Source organism: Enterobacter sp. PI-10 (genome assembly GCF_027947695.1).
Lineage (GTDB): Bacteria > Pseudomonadota > Gammaproteobacteria > Enterobacterales > Enterobacteriaceae > Enterobacter > Enterobacter vonholyi.
On record NZ_JAJNOG010000014.1, the window covers coordinates 16,303 to 39,036 of the forward strand.

Consider the following 22,734-nt stretch of genomic DNA (forward strand, 5'->3'; position numbering starts at 1 on the left):
AACCTGTAAGCCCGCGTAAGCGCAGCGCCGCAGGGCAAAAAAAACCGGAGACTATCGCCTCCGGTTTTTTTATTTCTGACTTTCAGACTATCTCTTGCGCGTACTGGAACAGGGATTTCAACAGTGCCTGTTTCTCAGCATTCCCTTCATACTGGCCATAAAGCATTTCCAGCTCCTGAGCGTAGCTGTGCAGATACTCTGGGGTAAATACGTTGCGACGGTGCTGCAGCCAGCGTTCCTGCTCTGCTTCATCCAGGGTTCCCGGGTAATTACGCGCGCGGTAATTAAACATCAGCTTTTCGATGCGCTTATCGGCGAAGGTGATATCAAGCGCCGGTAAGTTACGCGGCTCGGTTTGCAGAACGATATTCATGGCCGCGCGATCGGCATCGCTGAAGAAGCCGTTATAGAGCTGGGCATCCACGTTTTCAGACGGCACGAATGGCTCCGCCTCGGCAAAGATAGCAACCACTTTCTCGCGCACCTGCGGGTTTTCGCGCAGCACTTTCAGGTTATCGAGGCAGTGCTGACGGTTGATGCCCAGCCTGTCAGCATCTTCCGGGCGCAGCGTGTTCGCCTGAGCGAGTACCGGACATTTATTTATGTGCACCAGTTTGACCGGCACCGCGGGCAGATCGCCGAGTTCATTCTTCGGCGTGTACAAACGTTCGCGCAGGGTATCGCTGTCGAGCTCCAGCAGGGGTGAAATATCGCCCGCCAGGTCCACCATGATGACCGCATTACGGTTGTCCGGATGCCACGCCAGCGGGGCAACCCAGCTGGTATTGCCGCGCCATGCGCCAAACATGCCGGAAATATGCACCAGGGGTTTCATCTGCGGTACGTCGATAAGGGTCATAAGCTTCTGCTTGCTGCGATGGCTGAGCAGATACTCGAACAGCCGGGGCTGTGCGCTTTTCACCAGCTTCGCCATGGCAATGGTGGCATAGACGTCCGCCATCGCGTCGTGGGCGTTGCTGTGCTCGATACCGTTGGCGCGCGTCAGGTGTTCCAGCCGGAAGCTGGTCAGCCCTTCCTCATTTTCCGGCCAGTTAATGCCTTCAGGACGCAGGGCGTAGCAGGCGCGCATGATGTCGAGCAAATCCCAGCGTGAATTGCGGTTCTGCCAGCTCCAGGCATAGGGATCGTAGAAGTTGCGATAAAAGATATTGCGCGTCACTTCGTCATCGAAGCGGATGTTGTTGTAGCCAACCACGCAGGTATTGGGAACGGTAAACAGATCGTGAATGCGTCGGGCGAACTCTGCCTCGTTAACGCCTTTCTCCCGCGCTTCCTGAGGGGTGATGCCGGTAACCATGACCGCGCCGGGCTGCGGCAGGTAGTCATCCGCAGGCTTGCAGTAAAAGACCTCGGGCTCGCCAATAATGTTGAATTCGTCGTCGGTACGGATGGCGGCAAACTGCGCCGGTCGGTCCAGCGCCGGGTGAGTGCCAAAGGTTTCGTAGTCGTGGAACAAAAAAGTCGGGCGAGCGGCAGAGTCAGACACCAGTAATACCATCCTGTTAAAAAATGACGTCACTATGGTAAACGATCGCGCGGGTCAGACCGAATAAAAAGCACCGACGCGCGGCAAATTTGCGCGCCAGCTTCAGAGAAAAATCTGCGTTCTGTCACATTTTTTTGCAATTAAGCCAGGTAACGACATCAGAACTCCCGTAAAAAGGTCATCGATTTTTACTGACCTGAGGATATACCGTTGAAACGCCGTCTGTTTATTGCTGTTTCTTTACTCGCTTCGAGTGTCTCATCTGCTTTTGCGGCCGAACCACTGGATTTTTCGCCGCAGCCTCCGGCCATTCAGGCTGGCTCCTGGGTGCTGATGGACTACACGACTGGTCAGATTTTAACGGCGGGCAACGAACATCAACAACGTAATCCGGCGAGCCTGACCAAGCTGATGACGGGCTATGTGGTGGATCGGGCCATTGATAGCCACCGCATTACGCCGGACGATATTGTCACCGTAGGGCGCGATGCCTGGGCAAAAGGAAACCCGGTTTTTGACGGCTCGTCGCTGATGTTCCTGAAAGAGGGCGATCGCGTCTCCGTGCGCGATCTGAGCCGCGGCCTGATAGTCGATTCCGGCAACGACGCCTGCGTGGCGCTGGCCGATCACGTGGCGGGCGGGCAGCCGCAGTTCGTGAAAATGATGAACGACTACGTGCAGAAGCTGAACCTGCGCGATACGCATTTTGAAACCGTCCACGGGCTGGACGCGCCGGGCCAGCACAGCTCCGCCTATGACCTGGCCGTACTCTCCCGGGCCATCATCCACGGCGAGCCTGAGTTTTACCATATGTACAGCGAAAAGAGCCTGACCTGGAACGGGATCACCCAGCAAAACCGTAACGGCCTGCTGTGGGATAAAACCATGAACGTGGACGGCCTTAAAACGGGGCATACCTCGGGGGCTGGCTTTAACCTGATTGCGTCTGCCGTAGACGGCCAGCGCCGTTTAATCGCTGTGGTGATGGGGGCGGACAGCCCGAAAGGGCGTGAGGACCAGGCCCGAAAACTGCTGCACTGGGGACAGCAGAATTTCGATACGGTGCAGATCCTGCATAGCGGAAAAAAAGTGGGGACGGAGCGCATCTGGTACGGCGACAAGGAACAGGTGAAACTGGGAACCGACCAGGACTTCTGGCTGGCCTTGCCGAAAGCGGAGGTACCGAACATCAAAGCCAAATACGTGCTGGATAAAAAAGAGCTGGAAGCGCCGATTGCCGCGCATCAGCGGGTCGGAGAAATCCAGCTCTATGACCGCGACAAAGTGGTAGCCCACTGGCCGCTGGTAACGCTGGAAGCCGTTGATAAAGGCGGCTTGTTCTCTCGACTGAGCGATTACCTGCATCACACGCTATAAGTCCTGCTGAGCAGACTGGCAGGGTTGCGAGTCTGCTCACATAATAAACACTCCTCGTTTGCTGATAATGATAATCCAGTTTTATAGTGTATAAATATACAGTAATAAATGGAGGCAGCATGGACTACAGCATTAAGCAGCAACAGAAACGTAAGATTGCCGGTTTTCATTTGGTCGGCCCGTGGGAACACACGGTAAAGCAGGGCTTTGAACAGCTGGTCATGTGGGTTGACGGGCGTCACATTGAGCCGCTGGAGTGGGTTGCGGTCTATTACGATAACCCGGATGAAGTCCCGGCAGAAAAACTGCGCTGTGATACGGCCGTTACCGTACCGGACGATTTCGTTATTCCGGAAAACAGCGAAGGCGTCATGATGACGGAAATCGCGGCCGGGGACTATGCCGTGGCGACGGCTCGCGTGGAAAACTACGACTTCGCTACGCCCTGGTATCAGTTCTTCAATTCCCTGCTGCAGGACAATAAATACCAGATGGCGCTAAAGCCCTGCTTCGAACGCTATCTCAATGACGGCAATGCGGACGGTTACTGGGATATCGAAATGTATATCGCCGTCGAGCATAAAACGGTTTAAGCCTGCTAAATGAAGGGTTTTTCAGCCGGGATTGATCCGCCCGGCTGAAAACACAGTACAATTGTGGTTTGCCGTGTAGCTGGAGAGCGGGTGTGCGTCCCGACAAATCATTAACTCCTTTTGAAATTCGGTTGTATAAACATTACCGCGTTGTGCACGGGTGTCGCATCGCGCTGGCTTTCGTATTGACGTTTGTACTGGTCCGTTTGCTGGACGTTCCGGAAGGGACGTGGCCGCTGATCACGCTGGTGGTGGTGATGGGGCCCATCTCGTTTTGGGGGAACGTGGTCCCGCGCGCCTTTGAACGAATTGGCGGGACGGTTTTAGGCTCTGCCCTGGGTCTTATTGCGCTGAAGCTGGAGCTCATCTCATTTCCGGTGATGCTGGCATGGTGCGGTGCCGCTATGTTCCTCTGCGGCTGGCTGGCGTTGGGCAAAAAGCCCTATCAGGCGCTGCTGATTGGTATTACTCTCGCGGTGGTTGTTGGGGCGCCCGCCGGGGATATGACCACGGCGCTGTGGCGAAGCGGGGATGTCATCCTGGGGTCACTGCTGGCCATGCTTTTTACCGGTATCTGGCCGCAGCGGGCTTTTCTGCACTGGCGTATTCAGATGGCTAACTACGTTACCGCCTTTAACCGCGTTTATCAGGCCGGTTTTTCCCCTAATCTGGTCGAGCGCCCGCGGCTGGAAAACCACCTGCAAACCATCCTTAACGACGTGGTTAAAATGCGCGGCCTGATCACGCCCGCCAGCAAAGAAACCCGCATTCAAAAATCGATTTTCGAAGCTATCCAGACGGTAAGCCGCAACCTGGTCTGCATGCTTGAACTGCAAATCAACGCCCACTGGGCTTCGCGTCCCAGCCATCTGTTGATGCTTAATGCGCAGACCCTCAAAGAGACTCAGCAGATGACGCAGCAAACGCTGTTGACCATCGCTCATGCGCTTTATGAAGGCAACCCGCAGCCGATACTGGCCAACAGCGAGCGACTGAATGAGATCGTCGCGGAGCTGAAGCAGTTAATCAATGAACGCCAGAGCGATAACGTGGCTGAAACGCCTATTCATGGCTACGTCTGGCTGAGCATGGAACTGGCGCGGCAGCTTGAGCTGTTATCGCACCTTATTTGCCGGGCGCTGCGCAAATAAAAGGCGTATGTGACGGCTGCTGCTTCGATTCAGCAGCAATTGGGGTTATGATAGCTTTAAACGATATACTCATTGTCATTCGCAGCCGCTGTCAGTAAGGTTATTGTTACAACGGTTGCCTTAACGAATCCGACTCTCACATTATCAGGGGTGTAAAAATGGAAACTACCAAGCCTTCGTTCCAGGATGTTCTGGAATTCGTCCGCCTGTTCCGCCGCAAAAACAAACTGCAGCGTGAAATCCAGGACGTTGAGAAGAAGATCCGTGACAACCAGAAACGTGTTCTGCTACTCGACAACCTGAGCGACTACATCAAGCCAGGCATGAGCGTTGAAGCTATCCAGGGCATCATCGCCAGCATGAAGAGCGACTATGAAGACCGCGTTGATGACTACATCATCAAAAACGCAGAGCTGTCCAAAGAGCGTCGCGACATTTCCAAGAAGCTGAAAGTGATGGGCGAAATCAAAAACGGCGAAGCAAAAAGCGAGTAATCGCAGCGAATCGTGAAAAAGGCTCTCTGGTGACAGAGAGCCTTTTTTATGGCTCAGAACGCGGCTGTAGCTGATAAATCCAGGCCTGAACCTGCTTGCCTTCAGAGGTGGTCACGGTGACCTCAACCCGGTCATAGCCGTCTTCAAATTCATCCAGCATTTGCCAGTGTGCAGCAAGGTTATCAGAGATAAACAGATAGCCTTCGACGCGGGGACCATCAGGGTGGAGCACGATCCCCGGGAAGTCCGCCGCAGCGCCCCAGCCGCGTTCGTAAAACGTGCCGGATACGGAACCGGCCAGCCATTCGCCGCCGATGTTCTCAAGAATATGCGCATTAGAGTGGCCCGGGCGCAGCGTGCCGTAGACAAACAGAGCGTTCATTTTCCCTCATCCGCAAAGCAAAAAGCCTGCTTTAAAAGCAGGCTTTTTAAATTTGGCTCCTCTGACTGGACTCGAACCAGTGACATACGGATTAACAGTCCGCCGTTCTACCGACTGAACTACAGAGGAATCGTTGTGGAGGCTTATCTTAGCGGCGAAAAAAGTTTTGTCAAACCTGATCTTAGGGAAAATCGACCGATTGCTGATTCTGTCGTCAGTTTGTTGTAAATCCACACATCTTTTTCTGGAAAATACTTTGCAGGATTAGCATTTGTCCCCCATCATTTGAAATGGAGTTTCAACTTTTCTCGCTAAGGTCCATTTTGAACGTCACTGCCTCCTTACGCCAGGCGATAACGCGCACGCCATGGTATGCAAAACGTAAAAGCTATCGTGTCCTGTTCTGGCGTGAAATCACCCCTCTTGCTGTGCCTATCTTCCTGGAAAATACCTGCGTTCTGCTGATGGGGGTTCTGAGCACCTTTCTGGTGAGCTGGCTGGGTAAAGAGGCGATGGCTGGGGTTGGGCTGGCGGACAGCTTTAACATGGTGGTGATCTCGTTCTTTGCCGCCATAGACCTCGGGACGACGGTGGTGGTGGCCTTTAGCCTCGGCAAGCTGGATCCCAAACGTGCACGCGAGGCGGCCCGCCAGTCGCTGATGATCATGACCATTTTTTCGATCGTCCTGGCGGCGGTGATCCACTATTTTGGTAAAGAGATTATCGACTTTGTCGCCGGGGAGGCCACGAACGAGGTTAAAGACCTGGCGCTGACCTACCTGGAGATGACCGTCATAAGCTATCCGGCAGCGGCCATTGCCCTTATTGGCAGCGGCGCGCTGCGCGGGGCGGGCAACACCAAAATTCCGCTACTGATCAACGGCGGGATGAATATCCTCAATATCATTATCAGCAGCGTGCTGATCTACGGCGTGTTCTCGTGGGACGGGCTGGGCTTCGTCGGTGCCGGACTGGGTTTAACCATTTCACGCTATATCGGTGCGGCAGCCATCATCGGGGTACTGATGGCGGGGATCACCCCCTCGCTGCGCCTCACGCTGAAAAGCTATTTCCGCCCCTTTAATTTCGCCATTATCTGGGAAGTGATGGGGATCGGTATTCCTGCGAGCATTGAGTCGGTGCTGTTTAACGGCGGGAAATTGCTGACGCAGATGTTTGTCGCCGGGATGGGCACCGACGTGATCGCCGGTAACTTTATCGCTTTTTCCATCGCCTCGCTGATTAACCTGCCGGGTAACGCGCTGGGGTCGGCATCGACCATCATCACCGGTAAACGGCTCGGGAAAGGGCAGATAGGCCAGGCGGAGCGGCAGCTGCGGCATGTTTTCTGGCTGTCGACCATTGGACTGACGCTGATCGCCTGGGGAACTGCGCCCTTTGCCGGGCTGATGGCCTCGTTTTATACCCACGAAGACGACGTTAAAGAGGTCGTTAAGATCCTCATCTGGCTCAACGCGGCCTTTATGCCCATCTGGGCGGCCTCATGGGTATTGCCCGCCGGGCTGAAGGGGGCGCGCGACGCCCGCTTTGCGATGTGGGTTTCGATGCTCGGCATGTGGGGATGTCGCGTTGTGGCGGGGTATACGCTTGGGGTTATGCTCGGATGGGGAGTGGTCGGCGTCTGGCTGGGGATGTTCCTCGACTGGGCCGTACGTGGGGCGCTGTTCTACTGGCGGATGGTCAGCGGGCGCTGGCTGTGGAAATATCCGCGGAAAAATGCCTGACAATTGTGCGAAGTGGAGAATAATTCGGCAAACGATCGGAAATATGCATTCTGCCTTTGACATCCCGGGGGAGCATCGATAATATGCGCCCCGTTCACACGATTCCTCTGTAGTTCAGTCGGTAGAACGGCGGACTGTTAATCCGTATGTCACTGGTTCGAGTCCAGTCAGAGGAGCCAAATTTAAAAAGCCTGCTTTTGAAGCAGGCTTTTTGCTTTTCTGCGCCGGGTAAAATTGTCGGGTGGCGGCTTCGCCTTGCCCGACCTACGGGACTGTAGGCCCGGCAAGCGCAGCGCCACCGGGCAACAAACCGAACTACTGTTTGACGCGAACCGGCGCCGTCGCCTCTACCAGCCACGGACGCGCATCGCTGTTCACCAGCGGTGACAGCGCCTCACGGACCTGCTGGTGATACGCATCCAGCCACTGTTTTTCCTGCTCGCTCAACAGATGCAGCTCAACCTGACTTAAGTCGATCGGGATAAGCGTCAGCGAGGCAAATTTGCAGAATCCCGGGCGGCTCTCCACAATCTCCACCTGGTTTTCAATACGAATACCGTGGCTATCGCCCAGATAGTATCCCGGTTCAATCGTCATGATATTGCCCGCCACCAGCGGCCACGGGTTGACCTTTTTGGCGATGCGATGCGGGTTCTCATGGATCAGCAGCTGGTGCCCCACGCCGTGCCCCGTACCGTGATCGTAATCCAGCCCCATCTCCCACAGCGGGCGACGCGCAAACGCATCCAGCTGATGTCCCTGAGTCCCGGAAGGGAACTGCAGGGTAATCAGCGACAGGAAGCCTCTCAGCACGGCGGTGTAGTGCAGGCGCTGCTCTGGGGCGACTTTACCCCATGCCAGCGTGCGCGTGGCGTCAGTGGTGCCATTAGCGTACTGACCGCCGGAATCGTTCAGGTAAAAATGGTCATGGCCGATAGGCTTATTGCTGGCCTCGCTCGAATGATAGTGGCACATCGCCGCATTGCTCGAAGACGCGGAGATGGTCGCAAAACTCTGCTCGATAAACCCCGGCTGCTGTTTGCGGAACGCCAGCTGCTGCGCCTGGACTTCCAGCTCTGTTAGCGGATTTCCTGCCGCCTCGCGAAGCGGCACTTCGCGGCTCAGCCAGGCGAGGAAGTTGACCCACGCGGCACCGTCCTGGTAATGACAATCGCGATAGCCTGCCAGTTCTACCGGGTTTTTAGTGGCTTTCATCAGGGTGATGGGGTCGGTCCGCCAGACAATCTCCCCCCGTGGTTCAATGGCGAAGCGCAGGGCAACCGGCGCGGAATCGGCATCCACCATCACCCGTTTGCCTTCAGCAATCTGCTGGCAGCGTTCGACAAAGGCCTTCTGTGGCGCAATGGTGAACGCACTGCGGACGTATTCAGGCAGGGCGCCGAGCTTGTTGTCGTTAACAAACCACTCAACGTGACCGTCACGTCCAAGAAGGGCAAAGGAGAGCGGTACCGGGCTGTATGGAATATCCGCGCCACGCACGTTTAACAGCCAGGCGATGTTATCCGGCAGCGTAACGGCGAGATAGTCGGCATTGTTCGCGGCCAGCACGGCGGCGACGCGCTGACGTTTATCAGCGCTGCTTTCACCGCTTATCGCAACCGGCATTTCCCGGATAAGCCCAGCCGGTGCGGCAGGGCGATCGGTCCATAAGGCGTCAAACGGTGACGCGTTCAGCGGCACGAGCGCGCACTGTGTGGCAGACAGCTGCGTAAACTCGGTATTCGTCATCAGCATTGGGTCAAAACCGATGCGCGTGCCTGACTCAACGTTTTCTGCCAGCCATTCAGCCAGCGGCTCGTTGTGCAGGTGGTGAATTTCAATCTCGTCCAGATTCACCTGAACGCGGGCCTGGACCTGATAGCGCCCGTCAACGAACAGCAGCGCTTTATCCTTCAGTACCAGCGCGACGCCGGCAGAGCCGTCAAAGCCCGTCAGCCAGGCCAGCTTTTCGTCGTACGGCGCGCAGTATTCGCTCTGCCATGCATCCGCGCGCGGGACGATCATCCCGTCGAGATGGCTGGCCTCAAGCCAGTGGCGCAGGGCAGAGAGCGGTGATGTGCTGGACATTGTTTTTCCTTATCGTTATTAGCGGAACGGCGGCTCGTTGAAGGTGCGCAGCTTGCGCGAATGCAGTCTGTCACCTTCCGCCCGAAGCAGGTCGATGGCGCGAATGCCGATTTGCAGATGCTCTGAGATAGCCCCTTCGTAGAAACGGTTGGCCTGGCCGGGCAGCTTAATTTCGCCGTGCAGCGGCTTATCGGAGACGCACAGCAGCGTGCCGTACGGAACGCGGAAGCGATATCCCTGCGCGGCGATGGTGGCGCTCTCCATATCGATCGCCACCGCGCGGCTCAGGTTGAAGCGCAGCGCCGATGCGGAGTAACGCAGCTCCCAGTTGCGGTCATCCGTCGTAACGACCGTACCGGTGCGCAGGCGCTGTTTGACCTCTTCACCCGGCATGCCGCTCACCTCTTTGGTGGCGTCGTACAGCGCGCGCTGCACTTCGGCGATGCTCGGGATTGGGATATCCGGCGGCAGCACGGCATCAAGCACGTGGTCATCACGCAGATAGGCGTGGGCCAGCACGTAATCACCAATCAGCTGGCTTTCGCGCAGGCCGCCGCAGTGGCCAATCATCAGCCACACGTCGGGGCGCAGTACCGCCAGATGGTCGCAGATGGTTTTGGCGTTTGACGGGCCGACGCCGATGTTGATCAGCGTAATGCCCTGACCGTCGGCGGTGATCAGGTGCCAGGCGGGCATCTGGTGTTTTTTCCACGCCAGATCGGAGATAGCCTGCTCGGGCGCTTCGGTCTCCGCGGTGATCCAGATCCCGCCCGCGCAGGAGAGCGCGATATACGGGCTTTCGGGGTCGAGGATCTGGCTGCAGCCCCAGCGGACAAATTCGTCAACGTAGCGGGTGTAGTTGGTAAAGAGCACGAACGGCTGGAAATGTTCGACTGGCGTACCGGTGTAGTGGCGCAGGCGCGCCAGGGAGAAATCGACCCGGCGGGCGTCAAAGTGCGACAGAGGAGAAAATTCGGCCGGGTGATAAATCCCGTCTGCCGTTTCATCGCCAATCTGCGAAAGCTCGGTGGTCGGGAAGTGGCGGGTCAGCCCCGCGCTCATGGAGCGGTCAAGAGTTAACGCCGAACCGTCAATCACGTACGGATAAGGGATCTCATGCTGCGAGGGCTCAACGGAAATGTGCGCGCCGTAATCCTGATACAACAGCGTAAGCTGTTCTTCAAGATACGGGCGGAACAGCGCAGGGCGGGTGACGGTGGTGCTGTAGCAGCCGGAGTGGGTAAAACGGGCGTAGGCGCGGGTTTTGGGATTACTGCTGGCGCTGCCGTCCCAGGTCACAGAGAGCGATGGATAAACAAAAAGGCCCTCGGTTCTGGCCTTTTGGTCGGGGAGTTTCCCTGTTTCGATATATTCGCTGATGGCGCTGCGCAGCGCGTTGACGGACTGTTCATACAGCGCGTCGAGTTTTTCCAGCGCCTGAGCCGGGGTCAGGCTGGAGCCCTTATTATTCATCTCTGTCTCCTTGTTCCACAGGTGTGCGACTCTACCCGATAGTATGTCACACGCCTGTGAAACAAAAGTGAGATCAGCGGTGGCTCGTCTCTTTCATCAGCAGCGCCGTTGCCGCCGACAGCAGGCAACCGGCCAGAAGATAAATCGCCACGCTGTGCCAGTTGCCGCCGGAGAAGGTCACCAGCGCAGCGGCAATAAACGGCGTAAACCCGCCGCCAACCACGCTTGCGACCTGGTAGCCCACGCCCGCGCCGCTGTAGCGGTAGCTGGCGCCGAACAGCTCGGTAAACATCGGCTGCTGCACGCAGACCACCATATCGTGAGCGATGTTAGCGAGCATGATGGCAAAGAAAACAATCCAGAAAACAGACTGCGCCTCCAGCGCCATAAAGAACGGCCAGGCGCTGAGGGTTCCAATCAGCGCGCCGGTGATGTAAACGCGACGGCGACCAAACCGGTCAGCCAGCCAGGCGAAGCAGGGGATAGTCAGGCAGCTGATCCCGCCGACCAGCAGGCCAATATTCAGGAACAGTTCACGGGGCAGGCCGAGATTCTGCGTCGAGTAGTTCAGGGCAAACGCGGTGACGATATACATCGTCAGCAGTTCACACAGGCGCAGGGCAATAATTTTCAGAAAAGCGCCAGGATGCCGGACGAGTGCCTCCATGACCGGCAGCCTTTTTTTGACGGCCGGTTTTTCCTGCTGCTTTTCGAACTCTGCCGACTCCTCCATGCCGTTACGGATCCACAGCGCGGCGATGACCAGCACGATGCTGAAGATGAACGGAATGCGCCAGCCCCAGCTCAGGAACTGCTCGTCGGTGGTGAGCTGGCTGATCAAGGAGACCAGCCCGGTAGAAAGGAGCAGACCCACGCCGTATCCGACCTGCACGCCACTGCTGTAAAACGCTTTCTTATGTTTGGGCGCGCTCTCAACGGATAGCAGCGCCGCGCCGCCCCATTCACCGCCCACGGCGAAGCCCTGAATCGCCCGTAATGTCACCAGCAATGCCGGTGCCCACCAGCCAATCGCGGAAAACGACGGGAGAATGCCAATCAGCGCCGTGGCGATCCCCATCATCCAGACGGTAAGCATCAGCATGCGCTTGCGGCCGAGGCGGTCGCCAAAGTGGCCGAAGATCACCCCGCCCAGCGGGCGAAACAGAAAACCGACGCCGAAGGTGGCAAACGCGGCGAGGGTGCCCATCGCGGGGCTGACCTGCGGAAAAAATTCGCGGTTAAACACCAGCGCGGCGGTAATGCCGTAGAGCAGAAAATCATACCAGTCGACGACGGCACCCGCGAAGCTGCCGAGTGCGGCGCGGCGGGCACGATTGAGCGAAGGGGTCTCCTCGTTGGGACGATCGGAGATGAGGGTGGAGTCCATAGTTGTCCTGTCCGTACTAATTTTTAATTATTGGTATAAGAAAAGGTCACTCACATTGCGCCGTCATATAAACGGAACCTATGAGACTACCGCGACAAAACGCCCGAGAAAACGTTTTTATCTTTCCTGAAGGTGCTGAATAAATAAATTTCATCTTCGCCTGCAGCGAGATAATTGTGTCTTCTGGCTCCGTTACAGGCTGAATGGTTTACAGTAATAGTGACCGCCGCGTGAGTTAAGCTGAGGGAATAATGATGCAACGCACCTTTTCGGCATTCTGGATGATTCTGTTTTTATTCGTCGCACCGCTTCATGCGGAGCCCAACGTCTATGGTGAACAGCGTATCAGCGGCTGGTGGAACGCGCTGACGGACGATATTTCGCAAACCTGGGAGCAGCCTCAACGTTACGATCTGTACCTGCCGTTTCTGAGCTGGCACGCTCGCTTTATGTACGACAAAGAAAAAACCGATAAGTACAACGAAATGCCGTGGGGCGGTGGCCTGGGCGTTTCCCGCTATAACGAAGAGGGCAACTGGAGCGCGCTTTTCGCGATGATGTTCAAGGACTCGCACAACGAATGGCAGCCCGCGATGGGCTATGGCTGGGAGAAGGGCTGGTATCTGGATAATGCCAAAGATTTCCGCCTTGGGCTCGGTGCTGCAGCGGGCATCACGGCGCGAGATGATTTTGCAAACTATGTACCGCTACCGTTCATTTTCCCGTTGTTCTCTGCCGGCTACAAGCGCGTTACCGTCCAGTTCACCTATATTCCTGGAACCTATAACAACGGCAACGTGCTTTTTGCCTGGCTGCGCTTAGGCTTTTAAAGGGTGATCACCTTTTTTGCCACGGCGTTAGACAATACCAGCATGGAAAAGAGAACAGAGGTGACGAACGTAAGCACAATCAGCGCCAGCTTCATTCCGAGAGAGGTCACCGGTATCAGCGCCGTCAGCAGATGAAACACCGAGTAGTGCACAATATATACGCCGGTCATCGTTTTGCTGATGGCGGCCAGAATGGACTCCTTGAATTCAGCATTGCGGCGAAAGCGCACGCCGTTCGCCGCAATCACCAGGGCAATAATCAGGATGTAGATCTGCGAGCCGGTGAGAATAAAGGCGTTTCTGTCGGCCTTAAACAGGGCAAAAAAGAAGTGGCGCTCGTAAAACCAGGTGAAGAGATAGATAAACGGGATGGCGATAACCGCCGTCCTGACTACATTTTTGCGGCTTATCCACTCGGCGATTTTAGGGTCGCAGAAAAGTTGCCCCGTCAGATAAAACAGCAGCCACGTCCACAGCCGATACTGCGGTGAAAGAGAAAGGACGTGCGTTTCAGGATAAAGCGCCGATAACAGATCGTATCCGTAGGAAAAGAACAGCAGGGCAGCAATCGTGCCGCTGAGCAGCGATCTCCGCTGGCTAAGCCACTCCACCACCGGGTGGAAGGTGTAAATTACGACAAAGGCGAACACGAACCAGGGCTGGATTAAATACCCGCGCTGATAAGGCTCCCACAGGTAGTAGATCGTTATCCAGAACAGAAAAACAATCACCAGGCTTTTAATTTTACCCAGCTGCCAGCGCGTGCCGTGCCGGGATTGTCCGTCGAGATAGCCCGACACCACAAAAAACAGCGGCGTGGCGATGGTCGAGATAAAGGTTAAAAACCCCAGGATCCAGTGATAGTCATAATCATAATGATCCCAGGTGTTGTAGATGGTAAAGAAGGTCACCGCCGTCATACAGCCCAGCGTCTTGATAATGTTCAGCCCTGTCGCATTCATTGTTGTTTGGCTTCGTCCTTACGATGGAAACACGCGTAGATCACGGGGAGTACCAGCAGCGTCAGGATTGTAGCAAACCCCAGTCCAAACATAATCACAACGGCCATGCTCTGGAAGAAAACATCCAGCAGTAGCGGAGCCAGGCCAAGTACGGTAGTGAACGCGGTGAGCAGGATAGGGCGCAGGCGCGAGGTGGCGGCATAAACGATCGCGCTGTGCTGATCCTTTTGCATTTTCTGCTGTTCAATCTCTTCCACCAGCACGATGCCGTTGCGGATGAGCATTCCGCTCAGGCTCAGCAGACCTATCAGCGCCATAAAGCCAAAGGGAATGCCGGTAATTAAAAATCCTGGCGTGACGCCAATCAGCGCAAGCGGTACGGTCAGCCAGATTGCGACGGCATTTTTTACAGAGCTGAACATCAGCACCGTAATGACAAACATCACCAGATACCCGAGGGGCAGCGTTGTGAATAGTCCTTGCTGCGCTTCGCTGGAGTTTTCCGCATCGCCTCCCCACTCGATGCTGTAGCCGTGTGGCAGGGTAAGGGCATCCACTTGCGGCTTGACGCGGGCGAGAATATCGCCGGAGGTTTGCTGGCTAAGCGGGTCCGGGTCCGTCTGAACCGTCAGTACCCGCGAGCGGTCGCGTCGAAGGATGAGCGGATCTTCCCACTCCAGCGAGAAGCTGCTGACGACGTTACTCAGCGGGATATACTGCTGCCGCGCCTGGCTCCACACCAGCACGTTGTTCAGGTGGCTGGCATCCAGCCTTTCACTTTCCGGGGGCCTCACCACCACGGGCAGCAGGTCGCTGCCTTCCCGATACAACCCCGCCCGGCTGCCGGAGAAATTCATTTCCAGCGCGTTGTCGACGTCCTGCTTATCCACGCCAAGCTCGCGTCCCAGCGCGGCGACGTACTGCGGACGGATCACTTTGCTGCGGTTTTGCCAGTCGTTTCGGACGCTGCCCGTGGCCGGGTCGCGCGCCAGAATATCGTCCACCTGGCTGGCAATCAGGCGCAGCCTGTCAGGATCCGGGCCTTTAATACGCACTTCAATGGCGCTGTCGCCGGAGGGGCCAAACATCACCCGTTTGGTGCTGGCGTTGACCTGCGGATAGTTTCGCGCGATGTACTCATCCACGTAGCGCGTCAGAGCGGCGATGTTGCGCTGGTCATCCATGCGCACCATGATCTGCGCGTAGTTGCTGTACTGCCGCTGTCCGCTGTAGGTCAGAATAAAGCGCATGCTCCCCTGACCGATGGTAGAGACGGTGGTTTCCACGCCGGGCTGGCCAGTGATGGTTTTCTCAATATCGCCGGTCATTTTCTCGGTCCATTTGATATCGGTCCCGTAGGGTAACCACAGGTCGACAAAGAAAATCGGCGTGTTGGACGACGGGAAAAAGTTTTGCCGCACCGCGCCAAACCCCCAGACAGACGCGGCCAGCAGGGCGGCCATCACTACCAGCGTCGGTGCCTTATGGTGCAGCAGCGTGTTAAGCAGGCGCTGGTAGAGGCGGTAGAGACGTTTGTCGTAAGGATCTGACTCGTCGGCGTTATCCGGCGCGCTGTCGTTTTTAAACAACCACCACTTAATCAGCACCGGGGTGAGGGTGAGCGCCGAAAACCAGCTCAGCATCAGGGAAATCAGCAGCACCTGGAAAAGGGATTTACAGTATTCCCCGGTGGAATCCTGCGACAGCCCGATAGGCGCAAACGCCAGGATGGCGATCACCGTCGCCCCCAGCAGCGGCAGGGCGGAGCGGCGGATGATATTATTAACGGCGGTTAACAGCGGTGAGCCCTGCTGCCGGGCAATCAACACCCCTTCGACAATCACGATGGCGTTATCCACCAGCATGCTGAGGGCGATAATCAGCGCCCCGAGCGAGATCCGCTGCAGCTCAATGCCACACAGATACATAATCAGCAGCGTACCCAGCACGTTAAGGGCCAGAGAAACCGCGATGATTATCCCGCTGCGCACCCCCATAAAGATCAGCAGCACGCCGATGACGATCGCCAGCGCCATCAGAAAGTTAATAATAAAACCGTTAACAGAGTGGCCCACTTCGGCTGCCTGATCGTAAAACAGGTCTATCTGTATGCCTGCCGGTTTTTCCGCCGACATCTGGTTTAGCTTCGCCTCCAGCGCGTGGCCCACGTCGATCACATTCACGCCGGGAATAAACGAGACGCCCATGGTGACGGCTTTTTTACCGTTGGCATGGTAGATACTGGCTGGCGATTCGTTTAGCCCGCGCGACAGCGTGGCGATGTCCCGCAGACGCGTCGCCGCACCGGTGCCGGAAGGCGTGATGATGAGATCCGCCAGTTCATCCAGATTCTCGAACTCACCGGTCGGGTGCAGACGAATGGATTCGCTGCCGGAGGTGATTTCTCCGGCGCTGGAAACGACGTTAAGTCTGCTGAGCAGAGCGGAAAGCTGGTTCAGCGTAATGCCGCGCGCGGCCATTTTGGTCAGAGAGATATCGATGTTGACCTGCTGGCTAATGGCCCCGCCGATGGCGACCTTCGCAACCCCGGGAACCAGAATTAACTCGCGGCGCAGCTGTTCCGCATATCTCACCAGTTCAGGATTACTGAATTCATCCCCGGAAATGGCGAAGAAGAAGCCGAATACGTCGCCGAAATCGTCATTTACAAAGGGCGTGACGACGCCGGGCGGGAACTGACGCGAGGCGTCGCCCACGCGGCGGCGCAGTTCATCCCAAATCTGCGGCAGTTCGTTCGAGTGATAGCGTGACGCAATGTTAACGGTGATTTGCGACAGACCGTTTGAAGAGATGGAGCTCACGTTGTCCAGATAAGGCAGCTGCTGGAGGGCATTCTCCAGCGGAAGCGTCACCTCTTCTTCAACCTGCTGAGCGGATGCGCCGGGGTAGTGGGTGACCACCACTGCGGTTTTGATGGTAAAAGCGGGGTCTTCCAGCCTGCCGATATCTAACAGGGCGAAAATACCCCCGATGCCCAGCAGCAGAATCGTTAGCCAGACGCGTACGGGGTTATTAATAAATTGACGAGAAATATCCATTACAGTCCCCGTTCACGCGTCCAGATACGCACCGGCTGGTTAGCATGGAGTTCCCCAACGCCTGCGGCAACCACGCGTTCGCCCGCTTTAAGCCCGCTGACGATCGTCACGCCTTCGCTACTCACTTGACCTACGCTGACCTTGCGGTCTTCAAGATGGAGCGCGTCGCCTTCTCCTGCCACGACCCAGACGTGCGGCTCATTGCGCGGGCTGTTGTCCGGGTTAAAGACGGCCTCAACCGGTACGACCAGCGCCTGAGCGCCTGCGCCAGCAGGGAGGTTGGTTAAATTAATGGTCACCGTACCGCTTACGCCACCGACGGCGGGAAAATCATCTGGCCGCGGCATGGTTAGTATTACCTGCCAGGTCAGGCTATTACTGTCGCTGCTGCCCGAGTGCTCTTTGTAGACGGCGGTAAATTCCCGATCCGGAATGGCGTTAATTCTCACCACGGGGCGATACTGCGCGTTGCGAATATCAAAGGTCTTAAACAGGTTCTCAGGAATACTAAACACCACGTCCAGCAGGTCGGTGCGGGTTAACGTCGCGATGGGCTGACCGGCAGACACCACCTGATGGTTTCGGACATGTACGCTGGCCGCCGTCCCGCTGAAGGGGGCGACAAGCGTCATTTGATTCAACTCTTCTCGGGCGATCTGTAGCGCTGCATTCGCAGAATCGCGGTTCGCACGCTGCACGTCCATTTCGGCTTTCGAAATCGCCTGGCGGCCCGCCAGCGTCTGGAAGCGATCGAATTGCCTCTGGGCCAGCGTCGCCGCCGTTTGTCTGTCATTAACCCGTTGCTGGGCTTCACGGGCATTCAATCTTGCAAGCTGTTGACCCTGCTTGATGACTGCGCCCTGACGTACATCGAGCACTTCAATTTGGCCTGCGCGCTTGAAGGAAAGGTCTGTAGCATCGCCCGATTCAATGCGGGCGGGGAAAACGCGCTGCTGGGCGTGACCGGGAACCGTCACCTCCGCCACTTTTACCATCCTGGGCAGGGGGGACGCTTGCTTGGGTTTCGGGTCGCACGCCGTGAGCGTTAACAAAACGAACGGTAAAAGAGAGAGGTAGCGGTTCACTGTATTCCCCTAATAAATAACTGTTTTATTTATTCCATAACCTGGACAGGGGTGACACTATTCAGCCAGAACAGTGACGACCATATAGGTAAATAAACCAATCGCCGTGCTGGCGATAATAGCAAGCGCGATAAACATACCCAGGCGGATCAGGCTTAAACCATACATAAATTCCTCCATGAGCCGGAAGCGGTGGCTGACTATGAGCATAGTCTGCGAAAAGATAAATGTTAAATAACCATTATCAGTGGGCAAGCGCTAAACCTGATATTCCTGTGCTACGTTTAATATCATCCATCTCTTTTTACCGTAACTGGCATTAAGGGCAACCCCCTGCATTTAATGCGTTTTTTTGCTTCATTCACTCTCGTGTTGGTTATAAAAAGGATGCTCGATATGTATAAAAACATTCTCGTTCCGGTGGATGTCTACGAGACAAGCCTGGCGGATAAAGCGTTGCAGCATGCACATTTTCTGGCGCAAAGCGCATCGGGTGACATTCATTTGCTGCACGTCATGCCCAAATTTTCAGCCGAACTGACGCGCGGTTTTATTTCAGATGCGCGCAAGATGGATGAATATATGATTAATAATTCGAAAGAAAAACTGTCTGACCTGGTCAAAAAATTGAATCTGCCGGAAGATCGTGTCCATCTCCATGTTCGTAGCGGAAATGTTCGTGATGAGGTTATTAAGCTGGCGGATGAACTTGCTGCTGGCGCGATTATTGTCGGCTCTCGAAATCCCAATATTCAAACCCATTTGTTAGGTTCGGAGGCGGCAAGTATTGTCCGTTACGCCCATGTTCCTGTTTTCGTTATTCGTTAATTACATGAAAGCAAGGTGATTTCTGAATAGAACCTGAGGAAGGAACGATGAAAACAGGAAAACCTGAACGTCCGTATTATCAACAAACCGTTGACGAAACCCTGTCGAATATCCACTCCACTCTGGAAGGACTTAGCGGCACTGAGGCATCAGCCCGACTTCAGCAGCATGGTGAGAATGCGTTGCCGCAAAAAAAGGGCAAACCCGCCTGGCTGCGCTTCCTTGCGCATTTTAACGATGTATTGATTTACGTTCTGCTGGTGGCCGCGTTGCTTAAGCTCTTTATGGGCCACTGGGTAGACATGTTTGTGATCCTTGGGGTTGCCATCATTAACGCCCTGATTGGCCATATCCAGGAGAGCAATGCTGAAAAATCGTTGCAGAGTATTCGCAATATGCTCTCCAGCGAAGCCGTGGTGGTACGACAGGGGAACCATGAAACGATCCCCACCACGTCGCTGGTGCCGGGAGATATCGTGGTGATCCGTGCCGGGGATCGTATTCCTGCGGACCTGCGCGTGATTGAAGCGCATAACCTTCGCGTGGAGGAGGCCATCCTGACCGGCGAATCCACCGTTGTTGAGAAAAACAGCGATGCGTTAAGCGGGGAACTGCCGTTAGGTGACCGGTATAATCTGCTCTACTCAGGCACCACCGTTAGCTCCGGCGGCGGTAAAGGCGTGGTGGTGGCAACCGGGGGCGAGACCGAGCTTGGCCACATCAATCAGATGATGTCCGACATTGAAAAGCACCGCACGCCGCTGATGGTGCAGATGGATAAACTCGGTAAAACCATCTTTATTACTATCCTGGTGATGATGGTGGCGCTGTTTGTCTTTAGCCTCCTGTTCCGGGATATGCCGGTTTCTGAACTGGTGCTGTCGCTTATCAGCCTCGCCGTTGCCGCCGTGCCGGAAGGCCTGCCGGCCATCATTTCCATCATCCTTTCGCTTGGTGTACAGGCCATGGCGCGACGCAAGGCCATCATTCGCAAGCTGCCTACGGTGGAAACGCTGGGTGCGATGACGGTCATCTGCTCGGATAAAACCGGCACCCTGACGATGAATGAAATGACGGTCAAAGCGGTGATTACCGCTGACACGACCTATCGCGTGGAGGGCGACAGCTACGAACCGGTGGGGAATATTCACCCCGTAGATGACCCGACGCCCGTCAGCGTGACGCAGGGTTCCCTGCTGGAACGCTACCTGCGTACAATCGACCTCTGCAATGACAGCCAGCTGATCAAAGACGAGCAGGGGCTGTGGAAAATCACCGGCGGTCCGACCGAGGGCGCGCTGAAGGTGCTGGCGGCGAAAATTTCGCTTCCACCGCTTGATACCGAAATGCGCAGCAAAATCCCGTTTGATTCGCAGTATAAATACATGTCCACCCTGTACCGGCTGGGCGAAGAAGAGGCGATTTTAATCACCGGCGCGCCGGACGTCCTGTTCCGCCTCTGCCAGTACCAGCAGACGAATGACGGACTGCAGCCTTTCGATCAGCCTTACTGGGAAGGAAAGATTGAAGAGTATGCCCGGGAAGGGTTGCGTATGGTGGCTGCGGCCTGGAAACCTGCCCGCGAGGGACAGCGCGAGCTGGATCACCCGGACCTCCATGATGGCGTGATCCTGCTGGGTATTGCAGGAATGATGGATCCGCCGCGTCCGGAGGCCATAACCGCGATTGCCGACTGTCTGCAGGCCGGGATCCGCGTGAAAATGATCACCGGCGACCACCCGCAAACGGCCATGAGCATTGGGCAAATGTTGGGGATTGGTAACGCCGCAAGCGCTATCACCGGACGCGAGCTGGAGGCAATGGACGATCGTCAGCTGAGCGACGCCGCGCAACAGTACGATATTTTCGCCCGAACCAGCCCGGAGGATAAATTCCGCCTCGTGCAGGCCCTGCAAAGTAAACAGGAAGTGGTGGGCATGACCGGGGATGGCGTAAATGATGCCCCGGCGCTCAAGCGGGCGGATGTGGGTATCGCCATGGGGATTAAGGGGACGGAAGTCACCAAGGAAGCCGCCGACATGGTGTTAACGGATGACAACTTTGCCACCATTGCCAGTGCGGTGCACGAGGGACGTCGGGTTTACGATAACCTGAAAAAAACCATTCTGTTCGTTATCCCGAGCAACATCGCGCAGGCCCTGCTGATCATCATCGCGCTGCTGGCGGGGAACCTGATCCCGCTCACCCCGGTCCTGATCCTGTGGATGAACATGGCGACGTCGGCAACGCTGTCGTTTGGCCTGGCGTTTGAAGCGGGTGAGAAGGACATCATGAACCGCCCACCGCGTAAGGCGAATCTGCATGTGATGGATGGCTATGCCATCTGGCGCGTGGTGTTTGTCGGTCTGATGATTGCCATTAGCGCCTTCGTGCTGGAAGCGTGGCTACAGCCGCGCGGCTATTCGGCGGAATTTATCCGCACCGTGCTGCTGCAAACCCTGGTGACCGCGCAGTGGTTCTACATGCTTAACTGCCGCGTTAATGATGGCTTCTCGCTGAGCAAAGGCCTGCTGGCGAATAAAGGGATTTGGATCGTGAGCGGCGTACTGCTGGCGCTACAGCTTCTTATCATCTACGCACCGTTCATGCAGATGCTGTTTGGCACCGAAGCGCTGCCGTTCCGCTACTGGGTCATCACCTTGCTGATTGGTTTTGTGATGTTCCTTATTGTCGAGGCGGAGAAAGTGCTGACGCGCAGGTGGCGCAAAACCGAAGCGTAATAGCGTAAACTGAGAAAGCCTGCCTGAGCCCGGGCTTTCTCTTTTTTGAGCACAGGATATTATGATGCGACTTACCTGGTTCGTCCTTGCGCTGTGTGCCGCTATACCCGGCGCGTTTGCCGTAACCTATACCCTACCGCCGGAAGGCAGTCGTCTGGTGGGAACCCCGATTATCATCACCGTTCCTGAAGGTAACACGCTGCCTCTGGAAGCCTTTGCCGCGCAGTACGGGCAGGGGCTGAGCAACCTGCTGGAAGCAAACCCGGGCGTAGATCCTTTTTTGCCTAAATCCGGCACCCGGCTGACGATCCCTCAGCAGCTGATTCTGCCCGACACCGTCCGCGAGGGCATTATCGTGAATGCCGCGGAAATGCGTCTCTACTATTATCCGCCTGGCGGCAATACCGTTGAAGTTCTGCCCATCGGCATCGGTCAGGCCGGACGCGAAACTCCGCGTAACTGGGTGACGGCCGTTGAGCGTAAGCAGGAGGGGCCAACCTGGTCTCCGACGCCGAACACGCGCCGTGCCTATGCGGCAGAAGGGAAAACGCTTCCGGCATTCGTACCCGCCGGGCCGGATAACCCGATGGGCCTGTATGCGATTTATATTGGCAGGCTGTATGCCATTCACGGCACAAACTCGAATTTCGGCATCGGGCTACGGGTGAGCCAGGGCTGTATCCGTCTGCGCAATAACGACATCAAATACCTTTTCGATAACGTTCCCGTAGGAACCCGCGTGCAGCTTATCGACAGGCCGGTTAAAGTCACCACCGAGCCGGACGGCAGCCGCTGGGTGGAAGTTCACGAGCCATTATCACGCAACCGCGCGGAGTTTGAATCGACCAGTAAAGTGCCGCTGCCCATTTCAGCCGCGCAGCGAACGCAGCTGATAAACGAGGGGGCAGGAGCCGAACTGGAACGGCGGTCCGGGATGCCGGTGAAGCTTGGCATGTAAAGGCATAGTGCGGGGACACACGAGTCCCGTAGGGCGGGTAAGGCGAAGCCGCCACCCGACAATTTTACCCGACG

At 56.2% G+C, this 22,734-nt stretch carries 17 protein-coding genes and 2 tRNA genes; 10 read left to right on the plus strand and 9 right to left on the minus strand.

The window, feature by feature from the left end:
- Positions 1-82 precede the first annotated feature (82 nt).
- The gene (gene sbcB / locus LRM19_RS20490) at positions 83-1,519 is read right to left on the minus strand and encodes an exodeoxyribonuclease I (protein ID WP_414146661.1); all 1,437 of its coding nucleotides are present in this window, start codon (positions 1,517-1,519) and stop codon (positions 83-85) included.
- A 198-nt stretch (positions 1,520-1,717) separates the two neighbouring features.
- On the opposite strand from sbcB, the gene dacD reads away from it, so the two are divergent.
- From dacD to LRM19_RS20510, 4 genes are all read left to right on the plus strand, one after another.
- Positions 1,718-2,884, plus strand: a complete 1,167-nt coding sequence (gene dacD, locus LRM19_RS20495) for a serine-type D-Ala-D-Ala carboxypeptidase DacD (RefSeq protein WP_032646438.1) — start codon at positions 1,718-1,720, stop codon at positions 2,882-2,884.
- Positions 2,885-3,003: 119 nt separating this feature from the next.
- Positions 3,004-3,477 (plus strand): DNA gyrase inhibitor SbmC, encoded by a 474-nt coding sequence (gene sbmC, locus LRM19_RS20500; RefSeq protein WP_149367481.1) that lies wholly within the window; start codon positions 3,004-3,006, stop codon positions 3,475-3,477.
- A gap of 92 nt (positions 3,478-3,569) precedes the next feature.
- Positions 3,570-4,628 carry an FUSC family protein gene (locus LRM19_RS20505; RefSeq protein WP_271369712.1) on the plus strand — a complete coding sequence of 353 codons (1,059 nt, stop codon included), beginning with the start codon at positions 3,570-3,572 and terminating at the stop codon, positions 4,626-4,628.
- 158 nt (positions 4,629-4,786) lie between these two features.
- Positions 4,787-5,122: a DUF496 family protein gene (locus tag LRM19_RS20510; protein WP_008499467.1), complete on the plus strand. Its 336-nt coding sequence runs from the start codon at positions 4,787-4,789 to the stop codon at positions 5,120-5,122.
- Positions 5,123-5,168: 46 nt separating this feature from the next.
- Here LRM19_RS20510 and LRM19_RS20515 read toward each other — a convergent pair whose 3' ends face one another.
- Together LRM19_RS20515 and LRM19_RS20520 are read right to left on the minus strand one after the other, a co-directional pair.
- The gene (locus LRM19_RS20515; protein ID WP_271369714.1) at positions 5,169-5,504 is read right to left on the minus strand and encodes a gamma-glutamylcyclotransferase family protein; all 336 of its coding nucleotides are present in this window, start codon (positions 5,502-5,504) and stop codon (positions 5,169-5,171) included.
- A gap of 53 nt (positions 5,505-5,557) precedes the next feature.
- Positions 5,558-5,633: transfer RNA gene (locus LRM19_RS20520), tRNA-Asn, on the minus strand.
- Between the two features lie 161 nt (positions 5,634-5,794).
- Between LRM19_RS20520 and emmdR the strand changes: the two genes are divergently transcribed.
- Positions 5,795-7,249, plus strand: coding sequence for a multidrug efflux MATE transporter EmmdR (gene emmdR, locus LRM19_RS20525; protein WP_127731578.1), 1,455 nt, complete (start codon positions 5,795-5,797; stop codon positions 7,247-7,249).
- Positions 7,250-7,352: 103 nt separating this feature from the next.
- Positions 7,353-7,428, plus strand: a tRNA-Asn gene (locus LRM19_RS20530).
- Between the two features lie 136 nt (positions 7,429-7,564).
- Here the strand turns inward: LRM19_RS20530 and LRM19_RS20535 are convergent.
- The 3 genes from LRM19_RS20535 to shiA all read right to left on the minus strand — a co-directional run bounded on the left by LRM19_RS20535 (position 7,565) and on the right by shiA (position 12,197).
- Entirely contained in the window at positions 7,565-9,337 is a 1,773-nt protein-coding gene (locus tag LRM19_RS20535; RefSeq protein WP_271369715.1) for an aminopeptidase P family protein, read from the minus strand.
- An 18-nt stretch (positions 9,338-9,355) separates the two neighbouring features.
- Positions 9,356-10,810 (minus strand): AMP nucleosidase, encoded by a 1,455-nt coding sequence (locus LRM19_RS20540; protein ID WP_111966061.1) that lies wholly within the window; start codon positions 10,808-10,810, stop codon positions 9,356-9,358.
- A gap of 73 nt (positions 10,811-10,883) precedes the next feature.
- Entirely contained in the window at positions 10,884-12,197 is a 1,314-nt protein-coding gene (shiA, locus tag LRM19_RS20545; RefSeq protein ID WP_271369716.1) for a shikimate transporter, read from the minus strand.
- Between the two features lie 254 nt (positions 12,198-12,451).
- On the opposite strand from shiA, the gene pagP reads away from it, so the two are divergent.
- Positions 12,452-13,027: a lipid IV(A) palmitoyltransferase PagP gene (gene pagP / locus LRM19_RS20550; RefSeq protein WP_045403108.1), complete on the plus strand. Its 576-nt coding sequence runs from the start codon at positions 12,452-12,454 to the stop codon at positions 13,025-13,027.
- Here pagP and LRM19_RS20555 read toward each other — a convergent pair.
- Genes LRM19_RS20555 through LRM19_RS20565 form a run of 3 tightly spaced genes read right to left on the minus strand, consistent with a single transcriptional unit; the run spans position 13,024 to position 18,133 of the window.
- Positions 13,024-13,989, minus strand: coding sequence for an acyltransferase (locus LRM19_RS20555; RefSeq protein ID WP_271369717.1), 966 nt, complete (start codon positions 13,987-13,989; stop codon positions 13,024-13,026). The genes pagP and LRM19_RS20555 overlap by 4 nt on opposite strands.
- A complete protein-coding gene (locus tag LRM19_RS20560; protein WP_271369718.1) occupies positions 13,986-17,048 on the minus strand; it encodes an efflux RND transporter permease subunit in 3,063 nt (1,020 codons plus the stop codon). The genes LRM19_RS20555 and LRM19_RS20560 overlap by 4 nt, the downstream gene beginning before the upstream one ends.
- Positions 17,048-18,133 (minus strand): efflux RND transporter periplasmic adaptor subunit, encoded by a 1,086-nt coding sequence (locus tag LRM19_RS20565; RefSeq protein ID WP_271369719.1) that lies wholly within the window; start codon positions 18,131-18,133, stop codon positions 17,048-17,050. The genes LRM19_RS20560 and LRM19_RS20565 overlap by 1 nt, the downstream gene beginning before the upstream one ends.
- 396 nt (positions 18,134-18,529) lie before the next feature.
- Between LRM19_RS20565 and LRM19_RS20570 the strand changes: the two genes are divergently transcribed.
- From LRM19_RS20570 to ldtA, 3 genes are all read left to right on the plus strand, one after another.
- Positions 18,530-18,961, plus strand: a complete 432-nt coding sequence (locus LRM19_RS20570; RefSeq protein WP_127731568.1) for a universal stress protein — start codon at positions 18,530-18,532, stop codon at positions 18,959-18,961.
- A gap of 47 nt (positions 18,962-19,008) precedes the next feature.
- Positions 19,009-21,702, plus strand: a complete 2,694-nt coding sequence (locus LRM19_RS20575) for a cation-transporting P-type ATPase (RefSeq protein WP_271369720.1) — start codon at positions 19,009-19,011, stop codon at positions 21,700-21,702.
- A 61-nt stretch (positions 21,703-21,763) separates the two neighbouring features.
- Entirely contained in the window at positions 21,764-22,660 is an 897-nt protein-coding gene (gene ldtA, locus LRM19_RS20580; protein WP_271369721.1) for a L,D-transpeptidase, read from the plus strand.
- The last annotated feature ends 74 nt before the right edge of the window (positions 22,661-22,734 follow it).